The 18040-nt window shown below is 45.3% G+C and carries 15 protein-coding genes and 1 tRNA gene; 6 read left to right on the top strand and 10 right to left on the bottom strand.

The genetic code is table 11. The annotated features are described in order from the left end of the window. Positions 1-626: 626 nt before the first annotated feature. Complete coding sequence (locus Q1A23_RS18960) at positions 627-1367, top strand: SprT family zinc-dependent metalloprotease (RefSeq protein WP_299826365.1); 741 nt, start codon at positions 627-629, stop codon at positions 1365-1367. A 190-nt stretch (positions 1368-1557) separates the two neighbouring features. Here Q1A23_RS18960 and Q1A23_RS18955 read toward each other — a convergent pair whose 3' ends face one another. From Q1A23_RS18955 to Q1A23_RS18920, 8 genes are all read right to left on the bottom strand, one after another. Then, positions 1558-1809 carry a phosphopantetheine-binding protein gene (locus tag Q1A23_RS18955; protein ID WP_299826363.1) on the bottom strand — a complete coding sequence of 84 codons (252 nt, stop codon included), beginning with the start codon at positions 1807-1809 and terminating at the stop codon, positions 1558-1560. 6 nt (positions 1810-1815) lie between these two features. Next, a complete protein-coding gene (locus tag Q1A23_RS18950; RefSeq protein WP_299826361.1) occupies positions 1816-5229 on the bottom strand; it encodes an efflux RND transporter permease subunit in 3414 nt (1137 codons plus the stop codon). Positions 5230-5252: 23 nt separating this feature from the next. After that, positions 5253-6404, bottom strand: coding sequence for an efflux RND transporter periplasmic adaptor subunit (locus Q1A23_RS18945; protein WP_299826359.1), 1152 nt, complete (start codon positions 6402-6404; stop codon positions 5253-5255). 32 nt (positions 6405-6436) lie between these two features. Then, positions 6437-7804, bottom strand: coding sequence for a TolC family protein (locus Q1A23_RS18940; protein WP_299826357.1), 1368 nt, complete (start codon positions 7802-7804; stop codon positions 6437-6439). 25 nt (positions 7805-7829) lie between these two features. Then, positions 7830-8462 carry a TetR/AcrR family transcriptional regulator gene (locus tag Q1A23_RS18935; protein WP_299826355.1) on the bottom strand — a complete coding sequence of 211 codons (633 nt, stop codon included), beginning with the start codon at positions 8460-8462 and terminating at the stop codon, positions 7830-7832. A gap of 250 nt (positions 8463-8712) precedes the next feature. Then, positions 8713-9456 (bottom strand): response regulator, encoded by a 744-nt coding sequence (locus Q1A23_RS18930; protein WP_299826353.1) that lies wholly within the window; start codon positions 9454-9456, stop codon positions 8713-8715. Further along, on the bottom strand, positions 9449-10477 hold the full coding sequence (locus Q1A23_RS18925; RefSeq protein WP_299826351.1) for a histidine kinase: 1029 nt from the start codon (positions 10475-10477) through the stop codon (positions 9449-9451). Before Q1A23_RS18925 ends, Q1A23_RS18930 begins: the two co-directional genes overlap by 8 nt. Positions 10478-10487: 10 nt before the next feature. Beyond that, positions 10488-11333 (bottom strand): hypothetical protein, encoded by an 846-nt coding sequence (locus Q1A23_RS18920; protein WP_299826349.1) that lies wholly within the window; start codon positions 11331-11333, stop codon positions 10488-10490. A gap of 273 nt (positions 11334-11606) precedes the next feature. Between Q1A23_RS18920 and pheS the strand changes: the two genes are divergently transcribed. The 4 genes from pheS (at position 11607) to Q1A23_RS18900 (ending at position 14274) form a co-directional block, all read left to right on the top strand. After that, positions 11607-12632 carry a phenylalanine--tRNA ligase subunit alpha gene (gene pheS, locus Q1A23_RS18915; protein ID WP_299826347.1) on the top strand — a complete coding sequence of 342 codons (1026 nt, stop codon included), beginning with the start codon at positions 11607-11609 and terminating at the stop codon, positions 12630-12632. Positions 12633-12803: 171 nt separating this feature from the next. Further along, positions 12804-13661, top strand: coding sequence for a 3-hydroxyacyl-CoA dehydrogenase NAD-binding domain-containing protein (locus tag Q1A23_RS18910; protein WP_299826345.1), 858 nt, complete (start codon positions 12804-12806; stop codon positions 13659-13661). Continuing rightward, positions 13654-14067 carry a hypothetical protein gene (locus Q1A23_RS18905; RefSeq protein ID WP_299826343.1) on the top strand — a complete coding sequence of 138 codons (414 nt, stop codon included), beginning with the start codon at positions 13654-13656 and terminating at the stop codon, positions 14065-14067. Before Q1A23_RS18910 ends, Q1A23_RS18905 begins: the two co-directional genes overlap by 8 nt. A 133-nt stretch (positions 14068-14200) precedes the next feature. Continuing rightward, positions 14201-14274 (top strand) — tRNA-Asn (locus Q1A23_RS18900). Positions 14275-14357: 83 nt separating this feature from the next. On the opposite strand, the gene Q1A23_RS18895 is transcribed toward Q1A23_RS18900, so the two are convergent. Next, a complete protein-coding gene (locus Q1A23_RS18895) occupies positions 14358-14783 on the bottom strand; it encodes a hypothetical protein (protein WP_299826341.1) in 426 nt (141 codons plus the stop codon). A 335-nt stretch (positions 14784-15118) separates the two neighbouring features. Here Q1A23_RS18895 and Q1A23_RS18890 point away from each other — a divergent pair, with 335 nt between their 5' ends. Continuing rightward, positions 15119-15289, top strand: coding sequence for a hypothetical protein (locus Q1A23_RS18890; protein ID WP_299826339.1), 171 nt, complete (start codon positions 15119-15121; stop codon positions 15287-15289). Positions 15290-15357: 68 nt separating this feature from the next. Here the strand turns inward: Q1A23_RS18890 and Q1A23_RS18885 are convergent, their stop codons facing one another. Next, positions 15358-17808: a T9SS type A sorting domain-containing protein gene (locus Q1A23_RS18885; RefSeq protein WP_299826337.1), complete on the bottom strand. Its 2451-nt coding sequence runs from the start codon at positions 17806-17808 to the stop codon at positions 15358-15360. Positions 17809-18040: the final 232 nt, after the last annotated feature.

Raw genomic sequence — 18040 nt, 5'->3', positions numbered from 1 at the left:
CCCACAGAAAATGAACTAAATAAATATTAATTTAGCTTTATATAGTGCATATACTTTACTTACACTAAAAAGTTTAATTCAAAATAAAATAATGCCTATTACCTATTAGGTATCCCTACTCCCTATTTTATCATTACCTAGTTGTGAATTGTTGTAGGCTCATCTCTTAATTCGAAAGAATGCAGTTAAGCTACATAAAGGGGTATTATGACTATTGAGAAGTATAAAAGTGAAATGCCGATTGTATATGCAATTTGTGGTAAACCGGAGCAGATCTGCTTTCAGATTAGCTTATATGTATAAGCAAACAACAAACATACTATGCAGAGACACAGCAGATATTAGAGAGAAACATGAATGCAATAATTTATCCGGATGGAAACCGCTAGAGCATCAGCCTCAACAGCATACTTCAAATCAAGCTAAACGCCTTTATTTTTGCACTAAAGCGTGTTTTAAATCTTAAAAAAGGCATTAAACACTTGCTTTAAAACATTAAAATATAGAACAATACTAATACTTAAATTTACTTAAAAACGAATAAAAGGCGCTTCAACTGTAGTTTTGTAAGGAAATTATTCTTTATATTTGACCACAGGAATTTGTATTTTAACTTTTTAGCCAAAGTGTCTTCATCATTTTTACGACTTACATCCGTTAATGTACACATTGACGGAATCGGGAAAGTTCTTATTGAGCGAAGCGATAAAGCAAAGCGACTGAGCATTAGCGTAAGGCCCCTTAAAGGTATACGCGTAGCTGTGCCGCCGCACATCAGCTTCGAAAAAGCAGAACAGCTCATTTACACCAAGTCAGACTGGATAAAAGAGCACCAGGCCCGCATGCAAAAGCAGGAACAACAGGTAACGGTATATGACGGCTCTACGGAGTTTAAAACCAAATACCATACGCTACGCCTGCTCACCCATGCGCAATACAGCATGCGTTGCGTTATCCAGAACGGGTACATCAATGTTTTCTATCCGGCACACAAAGATGTTCGGGACACAGAAGTACAGAAGTTTATCCGGCAGTCTATAGAGGAGGGTTACCGCAAAGAGGCAAAGCAGTACCTGCCGGACCGTGTGGCTTACTTTGCAGATAAATTTGGGTTTGAATACCAGAACGTGTTTATCAAAAATGCAAAAAGCCGTTGGGGCAGCTGCTCCCACACAAACAACATCAATCTTAACCTGCACCTAATGCGCCTGCCAGATGCGCTCTGCGATTATGTGATACTGCATGAGCTGGCACATACTGTAGAGAAAAACCATGGTCCGCATTTCTGGTCGCTGCTTGATAGTGTTTGCGGCAACGCAAGGTCGCTTGATAAAAAACTGAAAGCTTACCGTATTTCAATCTTTTAGGTTAAAAGCTATCGACTAACTCTACTAAGCCCGAATAAATTATTTTCTTAAAACCTTTTACTGGCGCAGCCTGTGCCAGTAAGAAGTGCATCTAGTAATTACAAGCCATACTTTATATGATGGCCTTTGTATAAAAGCACAAAAAAAGCGCGGAGCATGCTCCGCGCTTTTTTTGTGTAGCTCTCCTAAATTAGCTGGCTTTCCTAATAGTGTGCGTAGACACAAAGTCAATAAAATCGCCTACTTTGTCTATTGGCACTTCATCAGGTATGGTAATCTTAAAGTTCTTTTCTAGTTCAAGAATGATATCCACCAGGTCTACAGTATCAAACCCGAAATCCTGAAGCATTCTGTCGGCCCAAAGGCGGTCGGCTTTTATCTCTTTTGTTTTGCTAATGATACGGATAACCTCTTTCTCAATAGCGGTAGTTGTAGCAATCATAGTAGTTTAAACGGTGTATTCTCTAACTTTCCCATTAACCTGGCGTCCTTCCTGCTCCTGCAGCTTTACTCCGCCACGTTTCCTGTTTTTGATTAATCTATCTTTTAATTTTTCGTTCAATAAATACATTACTGGCACAATGAGCAGCGTAACAACTGTAGCAAAACCAAGGCCGAAAATTATTGTCCAGGCTAGTGGCCCCCAAAAAGCTGCGCTGTTACCTCCCATAAAGAAGTTCGGCTTGAACTCTGTAAACAAAGTATAAAAGTTAAGGTTTATGCCCAGCGCTAGTGGTATCAGCCCAAGTATAGTGGCTGTAGCCGTAAGTATAACCGGGTTTAGGCGCGTTTTACCTGCTTCTACAATCGCTTCCTTAAGCTCCTTCCCTTCTTCCAGCAGCAAGTCTGTAAACTCAACTATCAGAATACCATTCTTAACCACAATACCTGCAAGCGCTACAATTCCCACACCCGTCATCACAACGGATACATCCATTCCAAAAATGGAGAAGCCCAGTAATACGCCGATGATACTGAACAGCACCTCCGATAGTATAATAAATGGTTTGGACACAGAATTAAACTGCGTTACCAGGATCAGGAATATGATGAGAAAGGCTGCAACAAGTGCCAGCAACAAGAACTGGAATGTTTCCTGCTGCTCTTCCTGCTGACCACCCATACGCACCTCGTAGCCTTCTGGTGTCTGGAACTGCTGAAGCGACTCTTGTATCTGCTGCACCACTTCGTTCGCATTGTAACCATCCAGCACGTTAGACTCCAGGGTAACCATGCGTTTCAGGTTTTTGCGCTTGATACCACCATAGGTAGTACCATATTCTATACTGGCCAGCGAAGAAAGCGGGATTTGACGCACCAAACCAGAATTCATGTCCCGATAAGTAATGCGCATATCCAGCAAGGCATCAATATTCTTGCGGTAAGGCTCTGCGTAACGCACTTGTATCGGGTATTCGTCTTCGTCTAGTTTAAATTTAGATGCCTCTTTACCGAAGATGGCTGTGCGAACCTCAGAGCCAATCTGGCCTGTGCTTATACCTTCGCGGTTGGCACGCTCACGATCAATGTTGATCACAATCTCCGGTTTGCTGTCTTCCAGGTCAGATTTTAAGCCTTCTATACCCTCTATCTGCTGGTCGCTGATGTATTGCTCTACGTTTTTAGAAAGTGCGATAAGCTCTGCAAACTCCTCACCTGATATCTCGATGCTGATAGGCTTGCCCACCGGCGGACCATTCTGCTCCTGGTCTACTGTAATCTCAGCGCCAGGTATGCCTTTAACTGATTCACGGATCTCGTTAAGAAAATCAGCAGAAGTTTTTTCGCCTACGCGGTCCATGTACTCCACGAAAGCTACCGTTACTTTGCCTTTATGAGACTGGGCAGTTGTGCTGCGGTCGTTTTGGTCTCCGGCACCAATAGCCACATTGGATATAACCGACTCCACATCTGGGTTATCTTTGCCAATAACGTTGTAGATGCGGTTCTCCACTACTTTTGTAACCGAATCTGTAACGACCTGGTCTGTACCAACCGGCATTTGAATGTAGGCATACACAAAATTAGGGTCGCTGGCCGGGAAGAAGACTACTTTAGGAGGCCGTAAGAAGGTGATAAAGCCCGACAGGAAAAGCAGCAGCACAATGCCTGCAAACACACCCACGGGTCGCCAGCCCACCAGTACCCAACGCAGCAATTGCTCATACTTTGCCATAAACTTAGGCAGCGCCCCTTCCTGAAATTTCTGAATGAGGCCAGTAAATACAAATTTGTTTAAGGCAACCAGCACCACTACCAGCATAACCAGGTTAGCCATACCATATGAGCCTGTTATGTAAAAAACAACAGCCAAAACCAGCGCTACGGCCATAATAATTACAAAGCGCTTACCAGTCCCCCTTTTAGATGTCGCCTGCTCTTTTTTCATGAATGAGGCCGCAAACACAGGGTTGATCACAAAAGCCACCAGCAACGAGGCCATCAAAGTGATGATGAGCGTGATAGGCAGGTAAAACATAAACTCACCAACAATGCCCGGCCAGAACAGCAGCGGGAAAAAAGGCGCTATAGTTGTAAGCGTACCAGCCAACACAGGCAAAAACACTTCGCCGGCTGCCACTTTTGCTGATTTTGTAATACTCAGATTGGAAGTATGGAAGATACGGTGCGTGTTCTCTATCACCACAATAGCATCATCCACAACTATACCCAAAGCAAGCAGGAAAGCGAACAGCACAATCATGTTGAGCGATATATCCAGCGAGTGGAATATCAGGAAGGCCACAAACATGGATATCGGTACTGACAAGCCTACGAATATGGCATTAGTGGTACCCATAAAGAACATGAGTATCAGCGTAACCAGCACAAACCCGATTATGATCGTGTTGATCAAATCGTTTAGTGTGTGCTTTGTCTGGGTTGCCTGCTCACCGGTTACAGTTACTTTGAGGTCTGATGGCAGCACAGAGCCTTCCATCTCATTTAGCAGGTCTTCTATTTTGTTTGATGCCGCAATCAGGTTCTCACCGCTTCGCTTGATCACGTTGAGCGTAATTACCGGGGAGTTATCCAGGCGGGCAAAGCTTTCCTGCTCTTCAAACCCTTCTTTTACAGTTGCTATTTCCTTCAGCTGTATATTGCCGCCAGACATCGACTTTACAACAATGTCGCCAATCTTATTTGGGTCTACATATTGGCCAACAATACGCACAGAGCGCTTCATTTCGCCAACGGTTACGTTACCACCCGAGATCGTCATGTTTTCCATGGCAATGGCACGCTCAATATCACTAAATGTAACCTGGGCCACCTGCATTTTATACATGTCTGCATCCACCTGCACCTCTTTGTTAAGTGCGCCGGCCATGTCTACGCGGGTTATTTCAGACAGCCCTTCTATGCGGTCCTGTATATCTTCGGCATAATTCTTTAACTGGTCCAGGCTGTAGTTGCCAGACACGTTTACCTGCATTATCGGAAACTCCGAAAAGTTTATATCCTGCACGCTTGGCTCCTGGTCCAGGTCTGTAGGTAAATCTGGGCGGGCTTTATCTACTGCATCTTTTACCTGCTGCTTCGCTTCTGCCACATCCACATCGGTGTTAAACTCCACCGTTATCATCGAGAAATCCTGCAGGGAATTAGAGGTAACTGTTTTAACCCCTGAAATGGCCTTTATCTCTTTCTCGATTGGCCGCGTTACCAGGTTCTCCATATCAGACGGCGACGTACCCGGGTAAATAGTACCTACGAATACTGTCGGGATTACAATATCAGGGAAGTTTTCCTTCTGTATGTTGATGTAAGAGAAAATGCCCCAAATCGAAATAATGATCGTGATAATGTAGATACTGGTCTTGTTATCAATAGACCAACTGGTCGGCTTGAATTCTTTCATAGTTTATACTTTAAAAGTATGGCTTACTTCTGCGTCAGGTTGTCCTGGGTAAATACCACTGGCTGCCCCTCATTCACGTTCTGGTAACCGGCTGTAATCACCTGATCATCCGCGCTAAGGCCGCTCAGCACTTCTATGTTACCCTTGTAGCTCATGCCTGTTTTGATTTCTCTTCTGGCTGCAACATAATTCTCACCATCTTTTTTGGCCACGTACACATAAGCTGTTTTCTCGTCTTTCTGCACCAGGTTGATAGGCAGCACAACGGCGCCTTCGTTTTTGTAGTCTTCGATGCGCACTACAGCTATCATGTTTGGCTTCAGGTTAATGTTGGTCCCGTTCTTCAGGCGTAATTCAATGCTAAAAGTGCGGCTGGCAGGGTTTATGAAATTGCCTACCACGTCCACTTTCGTCTCTACCTCCTGGTTCAGGTCCGGAAAGAAAACTATTGCGTCATCGCCCTTATTTAGTTTATCCTGGTATGCCTCCGATACTTCTGCCACAATTTTACCTCCTTGCGTGTTTACTACACGGATAATACCCACACCAGGTGCCACAGCCTCACCGGCGTTGGGCATTACATCATCTACCACACCACTTATAGGAGCCTTGATGTTGTACTGATCGCGTTGCTGCTGCAGCGTTGCCAAGCTGCGCTCCAGAGCCTCTTTGTTGTTTTTAGCGGTCAGGTACTGCATTTCGGTACCTATCTTCTGGTCCCACAGGTTTTTCTGCTTTTCGTAGGCAATGTTGGCCAGGTCCAGGCGGGTTTTTACTTCGGCAACATTCTGCTCCAGCACCTGTGCATCTATAGTGGCCATGGTCTGTCCCTTAGCTACTTTGTCGCCACGCTGTACACGCATACTTGTCAGCACACCCGGCACCTTGGCGCTTACCAGTACATTCTGGTCAAAATCTACTCGGCCCTGCACCTCCAGGTAATGGCGGAAGGTATCCTGGTTAACAACCTGCACCGTTACAGGCACCGTTTTCTTTTCAGAAGCAACAGTTTTACCTTCTGCCTTTAGTTCTGTTTCCAGGGTAGCAATCTGCTCCTGCAGCTTTTCCTGCTGCGCTTTCAGCTCCTTTAGCTGCGTTTCTTTATCGGTACTGCCGCCGCAGGCAGCTAAGCCTAGCAACAGGGCAACAGATGATGTTCTTAGTATTCGTCTCATGGGGTTGGTAGCAATTTAGTTTTTCGATAGTTTTATTTTGTAAGCAAGGTGCCGGTTGCTCTCTCTAAATTCACTTTTGCAATCAGAGCGTCGTAAATGGCAGCGTAATAATTTGTCTGGGCCTGGCGCAGATCAGTTTCTGCAGTAACCACTTCCAGGTTAGAGCCTACGCCCTCCTGAAACTTGATTTTAGAAACACGCGCAATTTCTTCTGCCAACTCCAGGTTCTCGCGCTGCGATTCCAGCACATCCAGCGCATTGGTAAGCTCTGTTGCTGATTGGTCTATTTCCAGGTCTATACTTTGGCGTAGGGTTTCAAAACCATACTTTGTATTATCGAGCGTAAGCTTGGCCTGTTGTATCTGGTAGTGCTTGCGCAACCCGTCAAAGATCGAAAGCTGTATCTGCCCGCCTACATAGCCGTACTCCAGCCAGTTCCTGGTTTTGGTTATCTCTCTAAACTCGTTGTTGGCTGCATTGTAACCGTACCGGGCATTTAAGTATAATTTAGGCAAATAACCTGATCGCCTGTTGCGCAGGTCCAGTTCTGCCAAATCGCGCTGTGTCTCAAGTATAGAATATTCGATGCGGTTGCTGTAGTTAAAGCTTTGAGGCGCTGCCTGTGCTGTGCTCACTTCCACTTCATCCAGCTTATCAGTTAATACAATGGCCTGGCGGTGATCTATACCCATCTGGAACTTCAGCAGACTTTCGCTTAGCACCATCAGTCGCTCCGCCTTTTGCTTCTCTACCTTCAGGTTGTTAAGCGACACACGCAAACGGTCTACATCCAGTTTCTCTGCCACACCGTTTTCAAACATTATTCGGGTCTGGTACAGCACCGTATCCAGTCTGGAAATATTCTGGTTCAGGAGCCCAATGCGTTCACGGTTTACCAACACACCGTAGTATGCCTTGGAAACCTGCTCGGCCACCTCAATTTCGCTTTGCGTAGTGCTTTTCTTCGATAGTTCAGTATAGGTTTTTGCTGCCTTCAGGCCGATAAGGTAGGTGCCATCAAACAGAAGCTGGCTGCCGTTGAGCAAAGCATTACCTGTATAGGCTGGCGTAAAAGTAACGGGCACAAACGTACCTGGCTGCGGCGACTCCGGGTCATTAGGGTCGTTGAAAAACTCTGCCGGCAAGAAAGTCTGCTGCTGTATAAAGTTATCGCCAACATCCAAAGTGCCACTTATCTGCGGCAAGCCCATTGCCCTTATTTCGCCAACCTTTGCCTTGTCAATCTTTTCCTGGTTGCGGGTAACCTGCAGGCTTGCGCGGTTCTGGAGGGCATAGTTTATACTTTCCTGCAGGCTAAACGATTGTACGCTTTGCCCTTGTGCGTAGGTGGAGCCGATCAGCACAAACAAGGCACCCATCAGGCTTAGGTAGTTTTTCATAATTTTATTTCGATAGTAGGTCGTGTTATTCTTCTTCAATGCGTTGCTTATACTCGTTAATCATTTTGTGCCCGCGCAAAGTGGCCATGCCCAGCATATAGTGCTCCAGCATATCCAACTGTACTTTTTGCAGGTTAAACTCGCCTGGCGGAAACAGCCTGACATCATAAGCTGCCTCAATCTGGGCAAGACGCAAACGTGCCATTATCTCAACATCCAGGTCGCCTCTGTACAGCCCCTCGGCCACGCCACGGAGTATGTTCATCTTTAATTTCTCGAGCATAAAGTCATACTTGTGCGCCATCCAAAGCTGCCAGCTGTCGCCGTGATACTTCTGCACATCATGGAAAATGGCAGGATGCACTTTTGCCACAAGCCGCTTGGTCATTTCCATTAAACTCCAAAGTTCTTCTATAGCATTTGCGGCACCTCTCATTGAGCACATACAATCCTCTTCCATCTCTTTAAGGAAGCACTTGCAGGAGTAATACACTATTTGGTCTTTGTTATCAAACCACTTGTAAATGGTTTTTTTAGACATCGATAGATGCTGCGCAATGTCATCCATAGACACACTTTTAATACCCTTCCGGCAGAAGAGCTCAAAGGCGCTCTGTGTGATTTTAATTTTTAACTCTAGATTCTCTACTGTCTCCATTTCGGCACAAAACTATGGAAACGTTTTTCATTACCAAAGTTTCCAATGTTAAATTTTGTGTACCTTTTAAGTTCAGATCAGGGTTTACAAGGCTGTATATGAACAATATGCAATTTCACGATATTCACTAAGCTCAGCCCATAGCATATATGAAACAGACAAACGCAACAGAACACAAGACACAAGGCATCTACAGCCGTATGAATGGGAACAGGAGTTCAGAAAATTGCCAGAAGCAGTCTCTGTAAAATCACAATCCTAATACAGACCTTAATTTTGTATATCCGCTCTTGCTCAGGGGTATGCGTATGCCGCTTTTAAGTAAGGCCACATGGGTGTCTTTTTCGAGAGGCTCTATGCGGGTGAGGCTGGAAAGGGCAAGTATAAAAGAGCGGTGCACGCGCACGAACTGGCTTGGGTTAAGGGTTTGTTCGTAGTAGCCCATGGTTTTCTTCTTCAGGAAGGTACCGTCTTTGGTGTGTATCTTCACATAATCATCGTAAGCCTCCAGGTACTGTACATCAGCAACTGGTATAATGCGTATGTTGTTGCCGGCTTTAACTACGATCCGTACCTGTTCCTCGGGTTGCTTGGCAGGTGTTTCTTCCAGCTGCTGCAGTTTAGCCTCAGGCACTATGCTTTTTCGTTTTTCCTGCCACTTTTGCAGGGCGGCATCAAAGCGTGCTCTGCTAAATGGCTTTAGCAAATAGTCTACGGCATTGGCCTCAAATGCTTTAATGGCGTACTCATCAAATGCTGTGGTAAAGATAACCGACGGCGCATGCTCTACCAGTTCCAGCATTTCAAACCCATTTATTTTAGGCATCTGCACATCCAGGAACACCAGGTCCGGCTGGTGCTGCATAATGGCTTTTACACCTTCAAAGCCGTCGCCGCACTCCTGCGCCACTTCTATATCCGGGTGGTTTTGCAAGTACTCAGCTACTATACTTCTGGCCAATGGCTCGTCATCAATAATCAGGCACTTACTCATAGTTTTGCGGTATCTTGATAGTGGTTATAAAAGTATGGTCTTTCTGCTGCGTTTTTAGCAGGTCCTGGCGTGCGTACAGCAAGTATAGCCTGCGCTGCACCGAACTTAACCCGAAGCCTGTGCCTCGGTTTGGCCGCGCAGTATCAGGGTCGTAGGGGTTTTGCACCTGGAGCTGCAGGTAATTATCCTCTGCCGATGCTTTTATACTTATGGCAGTTTCACCTATCGTGTCGTAAAGGCCAAACTTAATGGCATTTTCTACTATGGGCTGCAGCAGCAGGGCCGGCAGGCGCATACTCACCGTTTCATCCTGCACTTGTAAGGCAGTTTGCAGCCTATGCCCAAAGCGCACTTTTTCTATTTCCAGGTATAAATCAAGGTGTTTCAGTTCTTCTTCTAGTGTTACCAGTTGCTGGTCCTCCTTGCGTAGTGTGCCGCGTAAAAAGTCAGACAGCTGGTGAATCATGGTTCTGGCCTGCTCTGGCCTTGCCCCAACTAGAGCGCTGATGGAATTTAAGCTGTTAAACAAAAAGTGCGGCTGCAACTGTTGCCGCAGGCTGTAAAGCTCGGCTTCGCGCGCCAGCTTATCGGTAGCCGATTTCCTGCTTTCTTCCAGTTGCCGGTTTTGAGTGTAATACCACATCCAACTCAGCAGCACCATCAGCAGCACCATCAGCCAGGCAAACACCATGCGCACAGGCAGCGTGGCATCCACAAAAGCCAGGTAGCTACTCTCCCCTTTAAGTATCTTGCCTATAAGGTAATCGAACAACAGGATACAGATACCTGCCATACCCATACTCCAGCCAAACAAATAAGCCCCTTGCTTTATACTTGGCTGGTAGTAGCGCAGCCCCGTGCCCATAGCATAACCACCGCTTACCAGCAGCAGGTTTGTAAGCAGGGCATCGGTAATGGCTATACTTAGCCCCACCCCCACTAGCCACAGCAGTACCGCATGCACCGCACTCCAAAGTATAGCCCAGCCTAAGTATACCAGTAAGACACGTAGTGGAGACATCACTTATACTTTAGTAACTCTTGATTTGAAGCCCGCCAAATAGTGAAGTGCCTTTTATAATGAGCACTTTGTTAGGATCGTAGCCTCCGGGCATTATCGGGCGCTTATCGTCTATACCGCCAAGTATGGCCACCGCTTCAGACTTTATTTCCCAATGCGCAGGAACCACCAGCGTAGTGCCGCCAAAGATCTGGGTAGCCTCCAGTACTGCGGGCTGCTGCAAGTCGGCCTGGCTCATGTTAAGCTCTGTACCACCAAAAACGCTTACCACTTCACCGCCTCTAAAATTTTTAGAGATAATGTTCTTCTTCACTCCTCCGAAAATAGCCGTAGCATCCACATACTCCTCAGTAGAAGCATCGCTGCCAAGTAAGTTAAAGTTAGTGTCTTCTTCTATAGCAAAGTCCTGGGTATAATCATTGATAGGTTGCTGGTGCTGGTGCGGCTGCGGTTGTGGCCGTACTGGCGGAATGTACTGCTGCGTATACTTTTTAGGCTTCATCATTACCCAAACTCCAATGCCGATGAGCAGAATAGGCCAGAAGTAAAATCTTATATTGATTCCTGGTATCAGCTCATTAAAAAGAAATACGCTACCGATAATCACTAAAATTAACCAGGATGGTTTTCTGAAGTTATGCTTAAAACCGATAAACAAACCAATGACAATCAGGAGCATTTGCCAGGAGAAAACCCAGTTAGGCAGGAAAAAATAGTCGAGCTTAGTGGCAAGTATAACCAAGCCGATTATAACCAGCAGCAGGCCTGCCATTACCTTACCGCCGCTACCGCCACGCTGTGGGTTCTCCCAGTTACCGCCGTAGTTGCTATTCGAGTTTAAATTTCTGTGATCCATAGTTTTTTGATTTAATGTATGATCAAATGTACTCTTATAGCTAGCGTTGGTCTACAGTTAATAGGCAAGCCTTGAGTAGAAGTCGGTAAACGAGGGGGTTGCGTCGGTAAATATAGCAAGTACATAGTAGTTATACTATACTTACCCCACTACAGCTTTGGGCTTAACTGCTGCTTATGCAGCGGTTTGCAGGAAAAGCCGCTTAAAGAATAGGCAGGCATTTTGCCCGCACTTTTTACGTATTATCCCACAGTAATTTTATCTTTGCATATTATGGTGGAGAATATACAAGCAGTAGCACAAGAGATAGAGGCAGCACAACTTACCAATGCTGCCGAACTGGAGCAGTTCAGGATTGCATACATTGGCCGCAAGGGCCGTGTGGCAGCGCTTTTCGACAACCTAAAGCAGGTTGCTCCGGAGCAGCGCCGTGAGGTGGGCCAGCAACTAAACACGCTAAAAAACCGTGCTCAGGAGCGATTTGACCAGGCGCAGGAGCAACTGGCAAGCACCGCTGACACAGCCGGAGACACAGGCTTTGACTTTACGCTGCCAGCCTTACCCAACACCCTAGGCACACGCCACCCGCTGTCGCTGGTTCGCCGCGAGATTGTGCGCATTTTTGAGCGCATCGGTTTTAACGTGGCCGAAGGCCCAGAAATTGAAGATGACTGGCACAACTTCTCCGCCCTTAACTTTCCTGAAAACCACCCTGCCCGCGAAATGCAGGATACGTTCTTCCTGAGCGAAGACAAGGATAAACTACTGCGTACCCATACTTCTAACGTGCAGGTGCGCCTGATGGAAAACAACCAACCGCCGCTGCGCAGCATCATGCCTGGCCGCGTATACCGTAACGAAGCCATCTCGGCACGTGCGCACATGGTGTTCCACCAGGTAGAGGGCCTGTACGTGAACAAGGGCGTCAGCTTTAAAGACCTGAAGGAGACGCTTTATTATTTTGCGAAAGAGATGTTCGGCCAGGACACGCAGATCCGCTTCCGCCCGTCATTTTTCCCTTTTACTGAGCCAAGCGCCGAGATCGATATTACCTGCTTCATTTGCAAAGGCGAAGGTTGTAATATTTGCAAAGGAAGCGGCTGGGTAGAGATTGGTGGCTCCGGCATGGTAGACCCTGCTGTGTTAGAGAGCAGCGGCATCGACTCTAAAGTATACTCCGGCTTTGCCTTTGGTATGGGCATAGAGCGTATTACCATGTTAAAGTACCAGATAAAGGACCTGCGCTTGTTCACCGAAAACGACGTGCGCTTCCTGCGCCAGTTTGAGGGAGTAATATAATTGCTGATTGTTGAACTGGCGTGTTCGGCCAGCAGCTATCACCTATACTTCCTTACCTGTTGCCATTCTGCAAGAAACCTGGTTGAAGGGAGGTAAAGCACAGCTAAAAGTATAGAGGTTTCTGGTGCCCAACAGCAGAAACAACAATCTAACTATTTAACTATTCAATATATGAAGTTAGAAGATATCAAAACAATAGGCGTTGTGGGTGCCGGCACAATGGGACAAGGTATTGCGCAAATTTGTGCCCAGGCAGGTTATAAGACCATACTTTTTGATATCAATGCGCAGATATTGCAAAAGGCTGAGGCTACAACTGCAAAAAACTTTGACAAAGGCATTGAGCGTGGCAAGCTAACAGAGCAGGAAAAGCAGGTTGCCTTAAGCAACCTTACCTTTACCGGCGATACGTTACAATTAAGTTGTGATGTAATTATAGAGGCCATTGTGGAGCGCCTGGAGGTAAAGCAAAGCATTTTTAAAGAGTTGGCAGGTATAAATACTCCAGACACTATACTTGCCTCCAATACTTCCTCTATTCCGATTACGCAGATAGCAGCTGCTGTGCCAAACCCTGAGCGTGTGGTTGGCATGCACTTTTTTAACCCTGCCCATATCATGAAGTTGGTAGAAGTTATATCTGGTGCAGCCACAGCCCCTGAGACGGCCACTACAATAAAACTGCTAGCCGAAAAACTTGGCAAAACTGCCGTAATGGCAAAAGATTCTCCAGGATTCATCGTTAACAGAGTAGCGCGCCATTTTTACGTAGAAGGACTCAAGTTGCTTGAAGAAGGCGTAGCCGACATCGAAACGATAGATAAACTGATGCAAGCCAGCGGCTTTAAAATGGGACCTTTCGAGTTGATGGACCTTATCGGAGTTGACACAAACTACTCTGTAACAACATCTATGTTTGAGGCTTTCCATTATGACCCGAAATTTAGGCCTAGCCGCATACAACAGCAAAAAGTGGATGCAGGCCACCACGGGCGCAAAACGGGCAAAGGCTTTTACAAGTATGATTAAATACTTTTCTCTTTTTATACTTCTACTCCTATTTGGCTGCAAAGACACCTACAATGGCCCTAGCATACCAGACGTACCCGTAAGCGAGCAGATAAACGTTACCAGTCTGCAATACCCCGAGTTAAGGCGCGATGGCGGCTATGTATATCTGAATGGTGGCTACAAGGGCATTTTAGTTGTTCGCCAGAGCGCGAATTTGTACCTGGCTTTTGAACGTGCCTGCACCTACGACCCAACTGCCGCTTGTGCACAGGTAGAAGCAGATCAATCCGGCTTGTTTATAGTAGACAGTTGCTGCGGTTCGCAGTTCAATTTTCAGGGTGGCGTTATGGCTGGCCCTGCCGTTTATAACCTGAAGCAATACAGAACATCACTTTCAGGCTCACTACTATACATTACCAACTAAAAATTTTTATTTGATTTACAGCAGCTTACATTTTTAGTAAAGTTTTTTTTAGCCACACACTTGCGTTCTAAGTAAAACCGCCGTAATATTGCATCATCAATCGGCGAGAAAGTCGCAGATGATTTGTCGAAATTCCTCCTTAGCTCAGTCGGTTAGAGCACCTGACTGTTAATCAGGGGGTCCCTGGTTCGAGCCCAGGAGGGGGAGCAAAAGCCACTCAGAAATGAGTGGCTTTTTTGTTTTTATAATTTAAAGGCTCAAAACTAAACCTGAATTTGGTATAAGTATGTTTAGGCAGTTAACCATGTATAAGCCTGCGCCTCATCGGTAAAATACCTGAATTCAAATGTTTCTGAATGAATCGGAGGGCGGCTCCGGAGTTTTTCCTGAAGATTTAGTGAGTCGAGTAGCAGCAGGCTGTTTGCTGTTTCTACACGTGCATATCTTAAAACCGAAGACTTTACCAATACAGGAATAAACTCCTCAAGCAGCCACCTTGCATCCTGAATCGTTGTATAATAGGTTGCTTTGGCATTTCCCAACCATCGCTCAGGCTTAAATTTATCAATCAGCTTCAGCAACATCAGAAACTTATCTTTCAGTATGTCTCCCTCCAGGTGGCATTTCCAATGCACGTATAACAAAGAAGGTTTCTCGTGCACTTCAACTCGGTAGAAATCATCTTCTGCTACAACTATGATGTCACTCTCGCTCATTTTCATTTAAAGGTGTGGGTAGGTTGCTACTAAATATACAAAACCCACAAACCTCAAACAAAAATTTATCTACGGGTATCCATAATCTATGCGCGACCTCCAACTTACAACTTGCCTGCAAGGCCATCTAACAGGTTAATCAAAACACCTTCGTTATTAAACTAAACATAAAAAAATGAAGCATAACAAATAGGTTAATCATGGTTTAAACCTGCCATTAGTTAACCTTTTAAGCACTTATCCAGTAACAATAGATATGGCAATATCTTCATATAAAGCAGACTATGCTTTGGATGCACGTAGCTTATTGCCGCTTAACTATAACGTCTAAAACTATGAAAAACATAAGAGTATATTTAATGACCCTGCTTGTGCTGCTAACCTTTACACTTAGTAGCTGCGAGTTAGTTGGGGATATTTTTGAAGCCGGCATGTGGACAGCCCTGATCATTATAGTGATAATTGTGCTGATCGTTACCTGGATATTCCGAAAAATAAGACGCTAATAATATTTTAAACTAAAAAAGGAGCCTTAAGGGCTCCTTTTTTAGTTTAAATGCCTCAGATTGGCATGTTAGTTCTTTATCAGCTTATACGATCTTATATCATCGTTGCTTTGCAAGCGCAATACATAAGCCCCATCAGCATAACGGCTTAAGTCTAAGCTTATCAGCTCGCTACCCGCAGGTATGGCTCTACTTTCGATCACATTGCCCGTTATACTCATTACTGTTAACGTATGGCTTGCAGCAGATGGTAGTTGTACTGTAACTTTTCCTGATGTTGGGTTTGGCGATGCCATTAACTGCTGGTGCTCATACCTTTTAGCCTCTACAGCCACTATGTTTGAATAGTTTGTCTCCCCGCTCAGGTCTACCTGCTTTAACCGGTAGTACACAATGCCTTCCATAACCGGCTTGTGCTTGTAGCTGTAGTTTACCAGTACGCTACTGTTGCCTCTGCCTTTTACCTCTCCTATTTTTGTAAAGCTATCCAGGCTATAACCTACTTCTACCTCAAAATGGCTATTGTCTTTCTCGCTGGCCGTTTTCCATAGCAAACTCGTTTCTCCTTTGCTATGCAGGGCAGTAAAGCTAACCAACTCAACCGGGAAGGGCTGCATATTCGTAAACACCGCTATTTCAGTTCTGCCAGAGCCCTGCGAAGCCATTGTTTGAGGCGTACTGCCTAACCTAAGCGAGTTGCCACTTTGCGCCGATGAACCTAAAGGCGCTGTAGTGCTAGCGGCGGAAAAATCGTCTGTAAGCGTCAGCTCGTGCATGTTTGTAGTACTGTTAAAACTATAAGCTGATGCCTTTTTGATTTGCCACTTCCCCTCCTCATTAAAGCGCCCGACAAACATCTTATCCAGTTCATACACCTCAGTTGCCTTACCTCTCCATTGCAGCACAATAGTAGCCGACGACGTTCCATCCACTTGTTCTTTCTCTATGATCCAGGTTTTGTTTGTGGCCGTTCTTTGTGTGGAGCCGGTATGGTTAAGCGGGTTATTCACATTCTCTTTAACACTTACATTATAAGTAACCGGGTTGCTACTATTGCTTATGATTTTAAGAGGTGCATACTCCTTGCTGGTGCCCACCGGGAAAACAACCTCAGATTGCACTCCTGCTGCTGCCACTTTACTAAGTGCTCCTGTGCCATCGGCTATAATGTAACTGCTAGTATCAGCATTTAAAAGAGTACCTGTTTCTGAAATCGTTAAAGTTTTATCCGCTAACTTTAGTTTTTTACCCTCCAACTGCATCTGCCCTTTAATTGTAAGAGACTCCGCTAAGTTATTATACTTTATATGCGACTTGCTGTACTCATTTCCTAAGATCACGAGGTTGCCGTAAGCTGTATTCACGATATCCAGATCTGTGCTATCAGAATACACGACAGTACTTGTTGGGTGCAGCGAGCCAAAAGTAGGCAGTATTTTAGGCACTGCGTTTTTATCCTTTTTATCTGTATTGATAACTAAAGTGGCATTGGCAGAAATATCCAGCGGCCCATCATAGAATTTGTCTTTATGAAAAGCTACCTTTAACGGGTTTACACCATCTCCTAACACCACCTTAGAGCCTTCACCGGAAACTACCCAGCCGTCTTTCGATTTGATGGATAAAGTATAATCGTCCTCCCTGAATTTCTTCTTCTTACCGTCAGTTTTCACAGGCGGCATATTTTTTATCATGAAAGTCTGCTGAGGATCTGTAAAGTTCCGCGGATGGGTGCCGGATCCGTTTTGGTCTGTACCCCAAGAGCGTGTATCGTCCAGCGGTTTACCCGGAATGTTGTAGTATGTTATAGCCTTGGTTTCAGGAATATCCTCTGCCCCTCCTACACCATGCGGACGCACAGTAACATCATCCAGCGCCACGCCATTAAATTTAGTATGGTTGCTTGTAATCTTCAGCGCCCATCTGAACACAATTTCCTGCCCAACCGGTATGTTTATATCCGAAAGAGTAAACGTTTTAGACACCCTGTTCTCTGCTCTGTTTCCATTCATGCTTCTTGGCAAGCCTTCACTAACCGGTGTAGCGATGCGATCTATAGGGTACCAGGTTACACTAGTCGTTGTTGCTGATATAACGTTAGGGCCTATAGCGTACTCCAGGTGCACATCTGTAACTTCGCCACCGTAATACCACTGCTCAACAGCAAAGCTTACATCAAAATTCTTGATTATTTGTGTGCTGTTGTTCTTCATGCGCAAAGCGGCATAAAAAACGCCATACTGCCCCAGCTGCCCCTTGTAACCTACTGAGCGCTCTGTACTGCCGTTGCTTCCGTAGCTGAATGCTGTAGCTACCGGATCTGTAAATGATGAATCGTTGCCTATAAAATAGACTTCCCGAATATTTTGATTTTCAACACCTAGATACCATCCAGGTATTGTTGAAGGAGCACTTAGGGTGCCGTTTACCCATTTACTTGACATACCGGCACCAGTATATGGGTACACCGCCTTTTTGGTAGGCAACATATTCTCTGGCTTGCTCTCAAAGTCTTGCATGTATGATTTGAAATAGCCTGTGTTAGCATCATACGTTATACTTACTTGCCCTAGAGCAGAAGTTGATTGGAACCCTACTAGAAGGGCAATAAGGAGCCAGGGCAAATTTTGCCTAGTTAATAGTTTGTATAAAAGCATGATTATGTAGAAGTAACCCAAATAAACCTATGAAACAGATTGTTTTATTAATACAACATTATATAGTCACAGCCATATACTATGATACAAACAT

Source organism: uncultured Pontibacter sp., from assembly GCF_947492645.1.
Taxonomy (GTDB): Bacteria; Bacteroidota; Bacteroidia; order Cytophagales; family Hymenobacteraceae; genus Pontibacter.
Note: the sequence above shows the minus strand (reverse complement) of the source record. Positions and strands in the feature narration are given on the sequence as shown.